This is a genomic window from Leuconostoc sp. UCMA20149, from assembly GCF_030400235.1.
GTDB classification, from domain to species: domain Bacteria; phylum Bacillota; class Bacilli; order Lactobacillales; family Lactobacillaceae; genus Leuconostoc; species Leuconostoc pseudomesenteroides.
In genome coordinates, this window is the sequence record NZ_VJYC01000004.1 from 68,242 (window position 1) to 83,441 (window position 15,200).

Annotated in this window: 15 protein-coding genes and 1 riboswitch; of the genes, 13 read left to right on the top strand and 2 right to left on the bottom strand. The window is 38.5% G+C overall.

Features of this window, described 5'->3' with window-relative positions; translation table 11 throughout:
- Positions 1 to 82: 82 nt before the first annotated feature.
- From hisJ to rlmH, 13 genes are all read left to right on the top strand, one after another.
- Positions 83 to 892: a histidinol-phosphatase HisJ gene (gene hisJ / locus FF105_RS04780; RefSeq protein WP_010295995.1), complete on the top strand. Its 810-nt coding sequence runs from the start codon at positions 83 to 85 to the stop codon at positions 890 to 892.
- Positions 889 to 1,545 carry an HAD family hydrolase gene (locus tag FF105_RS04785; protein WP_010295993.1) on the top strand — a complete coding sequence of 219 codons (657 nt, stop codon included), beginning with the start codon at positions 889 to 891 and terminating at the stop codon, positions 1,543 to 1,545. Before hisJ ends, FF105_RS04785 begins: the two co-directional genes overlap by 4 nt.
- A complete protein-coding gene (locus FF105_RS04790) occupies positions 1,538 to 2,059 on the top strand; it encodes an NUDIX hydrolase (RefSeq protein ID WP_010295990.1) in 522 nt (173 codons plus the stop codon). Before FF105_RS04785 ends, FF105_RS04790 begins: the two co-directional genes overlap by 8 nt.
- Before the next feature lie 63 nt (positions 2,060 to 2,122).
- On the top strand, positions 2,123 to 3,355 hold the full coding sequence (locus FF105_RS04795; RefSeq protein ID WP_290046376.1) for an MFS transporter: 1,233 nt from the start codon (positions 2,123 to 2,125) through the stop codon (positions 3,353 to 3,355).
- A gap of 79 nt (positions 3,356 to 3,434) precedes the next feature.
- Positions 3,435 to 4,250, top strand: coding sequence for a Cof-type HAD-IIB family hydrolase (locus tag FF105_RS04800; protein WP_290046377.1), 816 nt, complete (start codon positions 3,435 to 3,437; stop codon positions 4,248 to 4,250).
- A 44-nt stretch (positions 4,251 to 4,294) separates the two neighbouring features.
- Positions 4,295 to 4,795: a thiol peroxidase gene (tpx, locus tag FF105_RS04805; RefSeq protein ID WP_010295983.1), complete on the top strand. Its 501-nt coding sequence runs from the start codon at positions 4,295 to 4,297 to the stop codon at positions 4,793 to 4,795.
- A 160-nt stretch (positions 4,796 to 4,955) separates the two neighbouring features.
- The gene (locus FF105_RS04810; RefSeq protein ID WP_010295979.1) at positions 4,956 to 5,936 is read left to right on the top strand and encodes a ribose-phosphate diphosphokinase; all 981 of its coding nucleotides are present in this window, start codon (positions 4,956 to 4,958) and stop codon (positions 5,934 to 5,936) included.
- A gap of 231 nt (positions 5,937 to 6,167) precedes the next feature.
- Complete coding sequence (gene yycF / locus FF105_RS04815) at positions 6,168 to 6,875, top strand: response regulator YycF (protein ID WP_004911084.1); 708 nt, start codon at positions 6,168 to 6,170, stop codon at positions 6,873 to 6,875.
- 64 nt (positions 6,876 to 6,939) lie between these two features.
- A complete protein-coding gene (gene walK, locus FF105_RS04820) occupies positions 6,940 to 8,805 on the top strand; it encodes a cell wall metabolism sensor histidine kinase WalK (protein WP_010295976.1) in 1,866 nt (621 codons plus the stop codon).
- Positions 8,795 to 10,093, top strand: coding sequence for a hypothetical protein (locus tag FF105_RS04825; protein ID WP_010295972.1), 1,299 nt, complete (start codon positions 8,795 to 8,797; stop codon positions 10,091 to 10,093). The genes walK and FF105_RS04825 overlap by 11 nt, the downstream gene beginning before the upstream one ends.
- Positions 10,094 to 10,170: 77 nt before the next feature.
- The gene (gene yycI / locus FF105_RS04830; RefSeq protein WP_139967595.1) at positions 10,171 to 10,968 is read left to right on the top strand and encodes a two-component system regulatory protein YycI; all 798 of its coding nucleotides are present in this window, start codon (positions 10,171 to 10,173) and stop codon (positions 10,966 to 10,968) included.
- 63 nt (positions 10,969 to 11,031) lie between these two features.
- The gene (locus tag FF105_RS04835; protein ID WP_010295968.1) at positions 11,032 to 12,165 is read left to right on the top strand and encodes a S1C family serine protease; all 1,134 of its coding nucleotides are present in this window, start codon (positions 11,032 to 11,034) and stop codon (positions 12,163 to 12,165) included.
- A gap of 629 nt (positions 12,166 to 12,794) precedes the next feature.
- Positions 12,795 to 13,274, top strand: coding sequence for a 23S rRNA (pseudouridine(1915)-N(3))-methyltransferase RlmH (rlmH, locus tag FF105_RS04840; protein WP_010295966.1), 480 nt, complete (start codon positions 12,795 to 12,797; stop codon positions 13,272 to 13,274).
- 39 nt (positions 13,275 to 13,313) lie between these two features.
- Here rlmH and FF105_RS04845 read toward each other — a convergent pair whose 3' ends face one another.
- Positions 13,314 to 13,997, bottom strand: coding sequence for an NAD(P)H-hydrate epimerase (locus FF105_RS04845; protein WP_031941381.1), 684 nt, complete (start codon positions 13,995 to 13,997; stop codon positions 13,314 to 13,316).
- A 58-nt stretch (positions 13,998 to 14,055) separates the two neighbouring features.
- Complete coding sequence (locus FF105_RS04850) at positions 14,056 to 14,877, bottom strand: serine hydrolase (RefSeq protein ID WP_010295962.1); 822 nt, start codon at positions 14,875 to 14,877, stop codon at positions 14,056 to 14,058.
- Positions 14,878 to 14,992: 115 nt separating this feature from the next.
- Positions 14,993 to 15,160: riboswitch (Lysine riboswitch) on the top strand.
- The last annotated feature ends 40 nt before the right edge of the window (positions 15,161 to 15,200 follow it).

The window sequence follows — 15,200 nt, forward strand, 5'->3', positions numbered from 1 at the left end:
AGCGAATCAGTTAATTCTGGTTCGCTTTTTTGTTTGTAAATATGTAGAATGGTTGTATTGAGTAAAATTAAGGTGAAAAATCATGTTAAAAAAAGACGGCTTGACACACGTTCCTAATTTAGATTATGAAAGCCAAGATAGCTTAGACGATTTAATCGAACGTGCAATTTCACTCGGATTTAAAGAATATACCATCGCTGAAATGGCGCCTTTACCAGATGAAGCAAATGTAATCCAACCACATCCAGGTCTCACGTCAGATGATTTGTCAACTTACAAATTAGAAGTGGATCGAGTAGTTGATCAGTATCAGAACCAAATCGTTATTAAACGTGCTTTTGAGATCAATTATTTTTCGCCTTATGAAAACCAGATGCGTCAGTTCTTGCGTTCGCAAATAGATTGGGTTGATGAGGTAATTTTGTCAGTGCATTTTATACCAGATGATATGGGTATATTACGGCGTATTGATGATATTGATATCATTAAAAAATATTTTGCAACAACGCTAACAACACCTCAAGAGTTCTATCAACGTTATTTTGCATTGATGGCTCAGAGTATTGAAGCAATCCTTGGTGTCAACAAACCCATTCGAATTGGTGATTTTGGGATTATTAAGCGTTTCCAAAAGACATTGAATCTGCCTGATTTTGATGACAATATTTACAAGCAGATAGGTGATATATTTCAAATGATGATGACGCGTGGCTACCAGTTGGAAATTAATGCTGCTGGCTTCAATGATGTGGGTTATGGAGATACTTATCCAGCGCTGGAAGTAGCTGCTTCAGCTTTTGATATGGGGATTGAAGTGATTTATAGTTCTCATGCCCACAGTGTCAGTGAGGTGGGTCAGTTTTTCAATGAAATAGAAGAGGTTATCAAATGAAAAAAGCAGCATTCTTTGACTTTGACGGTACTTTAGCAAATACCGAAAAATTATCTGTATTGGCAACACAACAGGCCTTTAAACAAGCTAATTTACCTGTACCCGACGCGCAAGATATTGTCCATTATCAAGGCGTTCCAATTGAAACATCATTTTCAAAATTAGGTGCAAAAGATTTAAATTCGTCAGAATTGCAGATATTATATACGTATTTTCGTGCTGCCTATCAAAATGGCGAATCTGAAGACACTATAACAGCATTTCCAGGAATTGCATCGGCATTAGCACAACTCCAAACTGCTGGTGTTGAGTTGTTTATTATGACCAGCAAAAAGTCTGCCGTAGCGCAACGTAATCTAGCGATTCTGGACATTAACCAATATTTTAGCGACATTTATGGTTCGGATCGTGTCGTTGCATTTAAGCCACTACCGGGTGGTTTATTACAAGCTATGAGGGAGCACAATATTGATTACAGGCAAGCTGTGATGATAGGTGATGCAACTTTTGATATTGACGCTGGTAATGCGGCTGGAATTGATACAATTGCAGTTACGTGGGGATCACATGACCAGGCGATTTTAGAAAAATCTCGACCTAATTATCTGATTAGTGACGCAAAACAATTAACGGAGATAATTATCAATGAGTGATCAACGTGCCGATAAATTGGGTGAGTTGTGGGACGTTTATACCCGCCAACGACAATTAACTGGGCGAACACATCGACGAGGGGAACCGCTAGCGCAAGGAGAATATCATATGGTTGCTAATGCGCTTGTTTTTAATCAAGACGGAGAGTTACTAGTTCAGCAGCGATCGTTTAAAAAAATGGCATTACCAGGTGGCTGGGTTTTGGCGACCGGTGGGTCAGTTCTGCAAGGAGAAACATCATTAGAGGGTATTCAACGAGAGGTCGTCGAAGAATTAGGCGCACAAGCAACTCACTTTGAAAGAATCCGAACTAGTTGGGAAAAAGATTGGTTCGATGACTTGTATGTTACCCGAATTAATCAGCCATTGGACAGCTTGAAGATTCAGACTTCTGAAGTTGAGCAAGTGACTTGGCTATCAATTCCTGCCGCACAAAGGATAAGCAGTGACCCTGATTATTTAGACGACGATATTCTAATAAAAGCACAGCGCATAGCCCTTAATATGATATAATTTGTTTTTATTATTTTAATTATAAATTGTCTGGTGATAACTCACAGGCTCGAGGGAGAAACTATGTCTGATTTTTTTAAGTTAGATCGCAATATTCAATTGCGAATCGTGATGATGTTTATCACAATTGCAATTGGTTCTTCAGTGGGCCCAAATATGACAATATATTATGTAGATTATTTCGGTCCGTTTGTAACTGGGATATTATTAGTGGCAGTCCAAGTGGCAGGCTTTATAGCTGGTCTATATGGTGGTCATTTGGCTGATACTTGGGGCAGAAAACGAGTGATGATTGGTGGCATTGCGGTTATGACGGTTGGCTATATTCTAGCAGCTGCCATGAATTCACCATTATATATTAATCCATATTTAACGTTTTTTGGTTTTTTAATGGCGACTTTGGGTATTAGCTTTGCCTCACCTGCCGAAGAAGCAATGATGATTGATGTATCAACATTACAAAATCGTAAATTCATCTATGCCATGATTTATTGGGTCATTAATTTGGCGGTCATGATTGGAGCGGCTTTGGGCGGCTGGTTTTTCAAAACAGCCCGATTCGAGCTGCTTCTGGGCACAGCATTAGGGGCGCTATTGAGTTTGGTCATTGTTGTCATATGGATTACTGAAACATTTCCTGCTTCAAAGCGAACCGTGCATGGTCAATCAGTCTGGTCAGTAGTTAAAAGTTATCGAGAAGTTTTTGCTGATAAACGTTATCTTAAGTTTATGATTGCTGCTGTTGGAGCGACGGTCATTTTTTCGTCACCAGATTATTATTTAGCGGCGCACTTAGGACAGAGTTTCCACAATACAACGCTAATTGGGGTAACAATTTTTGGTCAACGCATGCTTTCTGTAATTACTGTAACCAATACCTTGATGATTGTGTTATTGATGGGAACCATGACCAAACTCTTTCAGAAGTGGTCAAACATGAAAGCAACTGCCGTAGGGACTGCGATGCAAGGCGCAGGTTTTGCACTATCATTTCTATTGAATGATTTTTGGCCACTATTTTTGGTGGCAATTTTTCTGACACTAGGGGAAATGATTGTGACACCGGCACAGCAATCGTTGCGTGCGGAAATGATGAACCAGCAAAAAATTGGCACTTATAGTGGCTTCAGTGCTGCAATGCGACCAGTTGGTTTTATTATTTCGTCTGCTATCGTTAGTGTTTCTGCGTTTATCGGCAATATTGGCGCCGCAATGATTTTACTGATTGCTACTGGCATCAGCATTTGGTTTACGTATTTATCTGTTGTGATGTTGCGTGAGAAAAGAACCGTTTAATTGATAAAAATAACAATCAATGTTTTGAAAGCGATTACTTTTTGCTATAATGTAGTTACAATAAAATTGGAGCTCAGACATGTCAGAAATAAAAATTGTGTCCATTGATATTGATGGCACGCTATTAAACGATGATCGACAAATTACCCCTGACGTGAAGTCAGCTATTCAAGCAGCCATGGCACAAGGCGTTAAAATCGTGATTACAACGGGACGTCCCCTACCAGGTGTGCAAGATATTTTCGATCAACTAGAGATTGCTGGCAGTGAGCAATTTGTCATTACACACAATGGTGGTTTAATGCAAACTGCTGATGGTTCTCGTATTCTCTTTCAGGCGGCACTGCGTTTATCAGAATATCAGCAAATTAATGATTTCATGCGCGAACAAACTACCTATATTCAGGCAGAAAGTCAAAATGCTGCTTATACGACCAACCATTTGGTTCACCGTTGGGCAAGCTTTGAAAATGCTTTAGTCAAATTACCACTCCATGTCGTTGATGATGTTAAGGATTTGGCAGAAGTTGAAATCATTAAAGGCATTGCTAACGATGAGGCTGATGCATTAGACCGTGTTCAGGCATTAATTCCAACAGCGATTACTGAAGCAGTTTCCGTCATTCGATCAACGGCAAATAATTTGGAATTTATCAATCAGAAAGCTTCAAAAGGAAATGCCTTAGCCGCACTTGCACAGTCTCTTAATATTGATATTAAAGATACAATGGCAATCGGCGATCAAGAAAATGATTTTTCAATGATCGAAGTTGCTGGTCTGGGCGTTGCGATGGGTAACGCCATTAAAAAGATTAAAGACATTGCTGATGTTGAGACAGTGTCCAATAATGAATCCGGCGTTGCAAGAGCACTTGAGAAGTATGTTCTAAAATAGTGCCATCTAAAAATGATTACTGATATAAGCCAAGGAGGCAGAAGATGAAAGTTACATTAAGTGGAAAAGAAGTTGAATTAGAAGGGGAACCAACAAAAGTTGGTGAGGCAATGCCACACTTCAAGTTGTTAGACCAATCAGGTGAAAAGGTTAAAACAGCTGACTTACTAGGTAAAGTCACACTTATTTCTGTTGTACCAGACCTGAATACTGATACATGTTCATTGCAAACACGCCATTTTAATCAAACTGTTGATCAATTCGATGGTGTTAATTTCATCACTGTATCAACAAACACAGTTTCAGAACAACGCGATTGGTGTGCTGCGGAAGGCGTGCATAATTTGAGAATGTTGTCGGATGAACAAGAATCATTTGGCTATGCAACAAAATTATATGTACCGGACACTGGCTTTGATACACGTTCTGTTTATATTTTGGATGCAACAGGGACTGTGATTTATGCACAAATCGTACCAGAAATATCTGAAGAGCCAGACTATGATGACGCTTTGAAAGCCCTATCAAAAGCTTTAGAAGCATAAAGATAGTCATTTGAATGAACGATTACAGTTTCACCTGTGGTCGTTTTATTGTGGGGTAATCAACTGATTTTAAAATTCGGTTAGCTATGTATTTAAGACGTTTTTTTTGATAGAATGGGTGTAGTAGTGATATTTTACCTATAAAAATTTGGAGTTAGACATGCCGGAACCTAAATTGAAACTTTTTTCGTTGAGTTCAAATGAGCCACTTGCTCAAAAAATCGCCGATTCAGTAGGCGTGCCGTTGAGTGAAATTTCTGTTAAACGCTTTGCTGACGGTGAAGTACAAATTAACATTGAAGAAAGTATTCGTGGTGATAATGTATTCGTGATTCAGTCCACTTCTGCGCCTGTCAATGATAATTTGATGGAGTTGTTGATTATGATCGATGCTTTGCGTCGAGCCAGCGCTAATCAAATTAATGTTGTATTACCTTACTATGGTTATGCCCGTCAAGACCGTAAAGCACGTTCTCGCGAACCGATTACTGCCAAGCTTGTCGCTAATATGCTGGAACGTGCTGGCGCAACGCGTGTGCTGGCACTTGACTTACATGCTGCCCAAATTCAAGGATTTTTTGATATTCCAATGGATCATTTGCAAGGGGCACCGCTATTAGCCGATTATTTGATTGAATCAGGAATAGCCAACAAGCAAAATGCGGTGGTTGTGTCACCAGATCATGGTGGTATGACGCGTGCGCGTAACCTTAATAACATGCTGGGATTAGAATCACCGGTGGCAGTAATTGATAAACGCCGCCCAAAGCCAAATGTTGCTGAAATTGGCAGCATTGTTGGTGATGTCGCAGGAAAAACGGCAATCATGATTGATGACATGATTGATACCGCAGGAACCATTACACAGGGTGCACAGCTAATTATGGCGCATGGTGCTAAAGAAGTGTATGTTGTGGCATCGCATGCTGTATTTTCAGGTCCAGCAGTGGAACGCCTACAAAATTCAGTATTCACAAAGGTTATTTTGACAGACTCAATTAATTTACCGGAAGAAAAGAAGTTTGAAAAACTAGAAATTGTTTCCGTTGGTGAATTAATCGGCGAAGCGATTCGTCGTATTAGTAACAATGAAGCAATCAGTTCTCTTTTCAAAACACGTTTCCATCGCAGAAGCCATTAAGTTCTGTCTCAAGTTTACCAATCATTTGATGTGATTGGTTTTTTTTATCAGCGTGAATTTGCGATAATAGTGTTACTATTTGGACCAAATGTGGGCATTTAAGGTTATCATGATTGCTTTATAGTAATGACAAGCTTGTTTATAATGTAGGACATATCAACGATAAACACATTTAGCTGTTGAAAATGTTATAATGTACTTAGAATACACTTATTATGATAGGAGTTCTGCATGAGTAAAGTTTTAGTTGTAGACGATGAAAAGCCAATTTCAGATATTATCAAATTTAATTTAACAAAAGAAGGCTACGATGTTGTGACAGCGGCTGACGGACGTGAAGCGTTGGACATGTATAACGATGAAAATCCTGATCTTGTTTTGCTTGATCAAATGTTACCAGAAGTCGATGGCATCGAGGTATTGCGCCAAATTCGATCAAAATCAGACATTCCAGTCATCATGGTAACGGCTAAAGATAGTGAAATTGACAAAGTCCTAGGACTTGAAATGGGCGCTGACGATTATGTGACTAAACCTTTTTCTAACCGTGAACTTGTAGCACGTGTGAAAGCTAATTTACGTAGTCGTAAATCAGTTGCTCAAAGTACAGAAGAATCATTTAATAGTACGGAAGACATTCACTTGGGGGATTTGACTATTCATCCGCAAGCCTATATGGTTTCTAAAAACGGCGCTGATATTGAATTGACTCACCGTGAATTTGAATTGCTTTACTATTTGGCACAACATATTGGTCAAGTTATGACGCGTGAACATTTGCTACAACAAGTGTGGGGCTATGACTATTTTGGGGATGTTCGCACAGTTGATGTTACCGTGCGTCGCTTGCGTGAAAAAATCGAAGATAATCCCAGCCATCCTAATTGGCTAGCCACTCGACGTGGTGTTGGCTATTATTTGCGCCCATCAGAAGAGTAAGAATAAGCGGCTAGACCGCATACATAATTAGGGAGATCGCAGCTCTCAGCTGAGCATAACTGACATGACAGCAATGACTAAATTTTTTCAATCTATTCGCTTTCGTATTGCACTCGTATTCGTGTTGCTAATGATTATCGCACTCGAATTACTGGGTGCGTTTTTCGTACGGCAAATGGAACAGCAAAATTTGGCGACTTTTCAGCAGCAAATTACCCTCCCAAAATATTTGACGGATCAAATCACAACAGCGCTCCGCGACAAAGATACAGATACTGGTAACCATCAAATTCAGGATGTTTTGTCAGGACTAAACAATACAAACATACAAGAAGCGCAAGTTATTGACAAAACTGGAACTATCCGGGGCACAATTTCTGTCTCTGGGCAACAAACGATTGGACAAAAAACGACTGATATTAACGCTCAAAAAGCATTGGCTGGTGATCAATCCTATTTGCAAACGCGTACCATTAATGAAGGTGGTGATCGTAAAGAGTTGATGACGACACCGCTTGGTGCGACTAATGGTCGGCTCAAGGATATACCCGGTGTGATTGTGGTGAAAGCAAGTCTTTCACCAGTCTATAAAAACATAAACAACGTTATGAAGTTGTTTATTATTGCCGGGTTAGTTGCGCTGATTGCTAGTATTGCGTTAGCTCTCTTTTTGGCGCGAACGCTAACACGACCAATTGAGCAAATTAATGAACAGACAACCAAAATTGCTGACGGTGACTATTCAATGGTCAACCACATTTATGGTTCTGATGAATTGAGTCAATTAGCGATGTCAGTGAATGAACTTTCAATGCGTATTGAAGAATCGACGGAAACGGTGAACGCGGAACGCAACCGTTTGGATTCGGTTTTGACACACATGGCTGATGGTGTTTTAGCAGCTAATCGACGAGGCGAAGTGACCATTATTAACCAAGCTGCAGCTGATTTTGTTGGTGTTGATCGTGAAGAAGCTTTAGGCAAAAATGTTATTGATTTACTACATCTGAAAAATAAGCGCACATTACGTGAAATGCTTGAAAACCTAGATGATTTTCGGGTTGATTTATCTGACGATAGTAAAGATTTATTGGTACAAGCCTATGTATCATTGATTAAGCGCCAATCTGGTTTCATTTCTGGACTAGTGGTGGTTTTACATAACATTACTGAACAACAACGTATCGATTCTGAACGGCGAATGTTTGTCTCTAACGTGTCTCACGAATTACGAACACCGTTAACCTCTGTTCGTTCGTATGTGGACGCACTTGCTGAAGGGGCAATTAATGATCCTGACATGGCGCAGAATTTTTTGGGTGTTGTGCAAGATGAAACGCAACGTATGATTCGTATGATTAATGATTTGCTTGAATTATCAAGACTTGATCAGGGCACGATGGATGTTAAATTAGAAGTCATTAATTTAAATAGCTTGTTTAACTTTGTGCTGAATCGTTTTGATATGATCTTGGAAAACGATGCTAAAAATGATGAATCACCGTCAAAGCGATACAATATTTTACGTGAATTTACGAAAGAAGATGTTTGGGTTGAAGTGGATCCAGATAAGTTTACGCAAGTACTAGACAATATCATGAATAATGCTGTGAAATACTCGCCAGATGGTGGCACAATCACAGCACGTTTAATAAAGACTAAAACACGTGCTATTTTGAGTATTTCAGATCAAGGATTGGGTATTCCGCGCAAGGATTTGGACAACATTTTTAACAGGTTCTTCCGAGTGGACAAATCTCGTTCGCGTGCTCAAGGAGGAACTGGCTTAGGACTGGCAATTTCTAAGGAAGTTGTTGAAAAATTCAATGGTCGAATTTGGGTTGATTCTGTTGAAAACAAAGGCTCGACGTTCTATATTTCTCTAGCCTATGTGGATGAAGTGCCGGAGGACGATTGGGATGCGGAATAATCGATCTGTGCAAGGAATCACGCTGAATGTCATACTGACAATAACTATTTTAATTTCGATCGTGTTGACAGCATTTGTTTTTATGTCCATTGGACAACAACAAAATGTGAGTTCTTCTAATCAGCAGGATCAACAGTCTGTGACGGCGTTTAGACCTACAAACTATATTATCAATGACAAATATGGCACTCAAAATATGGTGATGCACGCTGATAACCAGCAAATCAAAACAATGCGTGGTTATTTGACATCTGCCGATATTAAAAATCCTCATCAGAAAAAGGTTTCAAATGCGACAATTATTGCTGCCATAAGCAAAAAGCAATCTGCCGTATATCGCTATCCGGATGTGGTACCTATTGACTACTTCAATGCACGATATAATCAAAATATCGCGGCGATTAAGGGCTTTAATTTTGATTACTTTGTATTACCGCTTGATAAATCTAATCTGGCTTACTTTATAAATACCCAAACCAAGACGATGGTCACGGTGAGCTTGAGTAAAATTAATACGACCAAGATGTGGGAAGTAGCCGAAAAGTTGCCTAAATCACTGACCGTTAATTTTAAATCTTTAAACCATCGTGTGCGACTAAATTTTCCAAAAAATATCAAATTACCTGTTTATTCTTATTTGGTGAATCATCGTGATCCAACGACGTATGTGTCAACACTATTAGGCACAACGAACCAATTAACAACAACAACAGATGGCAATAAAGTTATTTATACGAATAAGTTTAGCGACCAGCAAGTAACTTATGATCCAGATCTTGATACGGTTACGTTTAAAGACAACAAGGCTGATGGTAAATTAGATAAAACTTATGCTGCTAGATTAAACATTGGTTTTTCTCAGATTAATTTGTTGCAGCTTAACTTAACAGACACACGTTTTTATGAAAGCCGTAATGACGGCAAAAACGTTACTTATCGGACCTTTGTTGAGGGGATGCCGGTATATTATCAATCTGAAAGTGGCGCAATCCACATGACCTTAGACAATCATGGTAACTTGATTAGCACATACTCGTTAAACGAATTGGGTGTGCCAGTGCCAAATAATCAAAAAGAGGTGACGCTACCCAAGACATCAGATATTCTTAGCCGGTTACGACAGGCTGGTGTCAAAGAGACCGACTATTATTTTGTAACACCTGGCTACGAGTGGATGGTGAACAAGGATAGTCGTGCGGCGGTTAATATGCGCCCAACTTGGATGATTGAAACGTCAAGTGGCTGGCAGAGTGTGGATGATTATTTAAAGAGTCGCGCTAATCAATAGGCGGTTGAATCAGAGCATCACTACATTTAAGAAAGGAAGGCTGTGATTGATACTTAGTATCAGTGGCAATTTAAAAAATGCAATTTAAAAGATTGAAAATTTTGATGATTATTTTGTTTATTTCTTTAGATACCTTTCTTTTTGTGTGGTGGCGAAGTAATCGTCCAGATAATGTCCAAGTGACCGATGCAAACACCAGCATTATTGCTGAAATGAAGCATCAGAACATCCAGTTATCCAAGTTTAGCACCAAGATACCCTATGCAAATTATTTAGCTGGTAAACAATCCAACAAATTGATCTCATTGTCGGGCAAAGTAACTGGTTATGAGGCTAATATCAAAAATCAGAAGCTGTCAGTCAACTTCAACACGCCACAAAGTATCAAAAACAGTGGCAGCAAAAATGAGACAAGTAAATATATTGGTAGTCAGATTGATCCTACGGCGCTAGCATATAGTGCTGGCTATCAATATAATAAAATTTTGTCTTACGAACAGGGTGCCAAACAGGGTATTTATTCACAGGAAATTGATAAGTTACCGGTTGTTTCACAGCAAGGGTTGTTTGTTGTGAACTATGACAAGGATGGTAAAGCTACTGGATTTACACAAACGAAAATATCAAATGTCACCGAATTAAGAGATGAGCGTGTTACGTTGAGTGAAGAAGATGCAATTGTTAGTTTGTATCGATTTAATGAATTAAATTCTGGTGATAAATTATCAAAAGGTATGTTATCCTATGACTCCGCTTTGAAAGTAAATGGTTATGATATCTATACACCAGTTTGGTTGTTTGTGGTGACTCATAGTGATGGTGAGAGAGATGCGTTAAAAATCAACGCCTTTACTGGCGATAATTTGTCCGAATAATTTAATTTTAGGTTAATTTCAACTTGATAAAGTAAAACATAACGACATGAAGAGGTGTAATATATGGCACAATCAACATTAACAAAAACAGTGTTAACTGGCGTCATTGCAGGGCTAGTTGGCGGAGGCGTTATTTTATACGCACAAAAAGGAATCGAACAGAGTACCACACAAACGACAGTGCGTACAACGGCAACCAAAACGTCGTCAATTGCGAAAAATGCCACTGCCACAACAGCGTATAATAAAGTTTCAGATGCGGTTGTGTCTGTATTGAATTTTAGTAAATCGGGACAAAATTATGAAGAATCATCTGAAGGTTCTGGTGTCATTTACAAAAAAGCAGATCAATCAGCGTTTATTGTAACAAATAATCATGTCATTGATGGTGCAGCTAAAATTCAAGTAATGCTCCACAATGGTAAAAAAGTGGATGCTACCTTGGTTGGTAAAGATGCTATGACTGACTTAGCGGTTCTAAAGATTGCGAGTGACAATGTGACAACAACTGCTGAGTTTGGTGATTCTAGTAAAATAGCGGTTGGAGAAAATGTGTTAGCGATTGGCTCTCCTCTAGGATCAGAATATGCCTCTTCGGTTACGCAAGGCATAATTTCAGCTAAAAAACGATTAGTCGAAGCCACTTCTGAAAATGGTCAAAATTATGGTGGTTCAACTGTTATTCAAACAGATGCCGCGATTAATCCGGGCAATTCCGGTGGGCCTTTAATTAATTTTGCTGGTCAAGTTATTGGAATTAATTCAATGAAGTTATCTACTTCGTCATCAGGTACAAGTGTTGAGGGAATGGGATTTGCTATTCCCTCAGATCAAGTGGTAGACGTTGTCAATAAGTTGGTTAAGGATGGGAAGATTACGCGGCCGGCCATTGGCATTGGTTTAGTTAATTTGTCAGAAGTGACTGCTGACGATCAAAAGTCTACACTCAAAATTCCTGATAGTGTCACTGGTGGTGTGGTTGTTATGAGTTTGACGAAAAAAGGACCGGCTGATACTGCTGGGTTGAAGAAGTATGATGTAATTGTGGGTATTGATGGCAAGAAAGTGACAACACAAGCTGACCTACGTGAAGAGCTGTATAAACATAAATTAGGTGATACGGTTACACTGACATATTACCACCACAGTAATAAGAAAACAGTTAAAGTTAAATTAACTCAAAAATTAGCAAGCTAACGGTTATCGTTAGCTTTTTCTTTACTTTTAGTTGACAGCGAGACGACAACGTGTGTTTTCAGAAAATGTTGAAAACCGTGTGTAAATGTTAATAACTTGGGGGAAAACTCCTGAAAAATGTGGAAAAATCCAGTATAATAGTGGATAAGAAAGCCTGTTCTTTAAAAAAGAGTAAATTATTGGTGATTAGGTAATCAAAAACAGACTTATCCACACGAATAATGAGTAAATATTGTAATGTTCGTGTAAATGTCAATTTATTTTTTTTATCCTTGATAAGGAGTTTTAATTTTTAAATTAACGAACATTTGAGATGAATATTGAAGTAATGTTTAGCGAACAAATGTGCTTATCCACATCTGTGGATAACGTTGTGAATAACTGTGGAAAAGTGGTGCTTTAAAGACAGAAATTCAGTTAATTTAATACAAAATGCGTTTATAAAGTTATCCACTTATTAGCAAAAAAAGTTAAAAACTGTGGATAATTATTACAAGCGAACAGAACAAAGCTTGATATATAGGCATTTTATAAAAAACAAATAAAATTTGTTCGTGTGGATAACTCGATCAGAATTGTAATTACAATAATCTAAAAATAATTAAGAAAGGTTAAATAAGTAATAGACAGTGAATATTAAAATTATCACAGTAGGCAAATTAAAAGAGCAATATTTAAAAGATGGCATTGCAGAATATACCAAACGGTTATCTCGGTTTGCTAAAGTTCATTTAATCGAGGTGCCTGATGAAAAGACACCAGAAAAGGCTAGTGAAGCAGAGAATACGCAGATTATGGCTAAAGAGGGGCAACGTATTCAGGAAAAAATTGGTGAACGTGATTATGTTATCGTTTTAGCCATTGAAGGTAAGCAGTTACCTTCAGAGGTTTTTGCTGAAAAAATGAATCAAATTACGGTGGATGGTTACTCAGATGTAACGTTTATAATTGGTGGTTCATTGGGGTTGTCACCGGAGGTGAAGCATCGCGCTAATTTTAAGATTAGTTTTGGGCTGTTAACCTTGCCACATCAGTTAATGCGTTTAGTTTTGGTTGAACAAGTATACCGTGCTTTTATGATTCAACAAGGGTCTCCCTATCATAAATAGCAAAAAAAGCCACCTACTAGGTGGCTTTTTGTGTAATACTTAAATAGTTGCGTTCTCGGTTACTGTGGCTTGCATTATTGGCAGACTAAACTCAAAATCATCAGGTACAAGCATACCAACATCTTTCACGATAGTATCACCAGACAGGTAGCCACCTACGCGTTTTGTTAGGCCGACTTTTTTAAAACCAAAGGTAACTGTTGTATGGGCTTTTAATGCTGCTCCTCTGACCTCGCCAGTAGTTGCGTCGACCCCCGTGGGAACGTCGACAGCAATAACCGGTTTTTCAATATGATTGGCTGCTTTAATCATTTTTTGCAGACCTTCTGGTAAATCATTATTAAGGCCGACGCCAAAAATAGCATCAATAATCAGCGTTGCTTCGTTGAAGTCACTTTTTTCAGAGCGAACAACACCGTAGGCCTCAATAATAGACAGTTGTCGTTTGACACTATCTTTGGCCCGATTAACGTTGCCTACAAATTGTAGCGAAACGTTAATGCCCTGTGCATAGAGTAGTCGCGCAATGGCAACGCCGTCAGCGCCATTATTGCCTAGCCCAGCCAATACCAGAACATGATTGAGATCAAAGTGGCCAGCACCAACGACATCAACTACCGCCATAGCAGCACGTTCAATTAAAACATCTTGTGGCATGCCAATGACATCAATCGTATATTGATCAATTTGTTGCATTTCGTTTGCAGTTACAAGTTGTGTCATAATTTCCATCATTTCTTCATAGTCGTTAAATCTATTATACGAGGAATTGAGCGGCTAATCAAACGAGTAAAGCCTTTATTTTTTCCCAAATACTAGCAGGTGTTGTCATTTTTTTATTTTGTTGTTTGTTTGCAGCTTTGCTTAAATTATTGACTAAGGTAACCCCAGTTTGGTAATCACTGTTGCCTGTTGTATAAATTGTTAAAATATATTTGTCATCAATACTACCGCTAGAGTTGACAATCCAAGTGCCGTTATCGGCATTGTAATCTGTCATCCAACCATTTTTTAAAGCGACATCTTTAGCGCCGGTACTAACACCCCAGTCTTGTGTATCTGAAATATTACTCATCAAGGACAAGATATAGGCTTTTGAGGTTGTATTTAATAATGAATTTTTGTTATACAGTTGATCAAGTATTTTATTTTGTTGGCTAGCAGTGGCCATTGTTTCACCGAAATAAGTGGCCTGTGTGATTTTAACATCAATGCTGTGCCAAAAATTATTTAGACCATCATCACCACCAATTTCTGTCCATAATGCCGTAGCAGCATCATTGTCAGAATTAGTAATCATTTGTGTTGCATTTTCTTTTTCATCAGCAGTTAAGGTTTCGCCAGCATTTTGTTTTTGAATCATGAGTGCTTCCAAAATGGAAACCTTAATGGTTGACGCCATCATGATTTTTTTAGTTTTGCTATTGCGATAGGTATAAGTCTTACCAGTTGATAAATCACGAATACTAGCAATAACAGTTACATCGCTGTCAGTTTTCTTGATGACTTTTTTCCAACTAATGGTTGGATTTTGAATGGTACTTGCGCTTGCTGGCGTTACTATGAAAGAACTGGCTAAAAAGATAATCAGTATTTTACGCATAAAATAATCCTTAATATCGCACTATTTTAACTATATCATAATTCAAAAATATTAAACGGAATTTAAATTGGCTATTTGACAAATAAGAAAAATTAGAATACAATAATAACAATTTAAAAATCATAGAGGTTGCTATTGACATCAGTAGCTTGTGGAGTATTTACAGATACGAGGAAGCAAGTCAAAGGGGAAATAGCCGAAGCACTAGTACTGTAAGGTTAGTTAGCTGGGTCGTTAGTCAATAACTGGCGAACTGTCGCGCAAGCGGGGTGCTATGTGGTTGATTGCAATATAATTGGAATCCATGGCTACTAGTTTGTGTG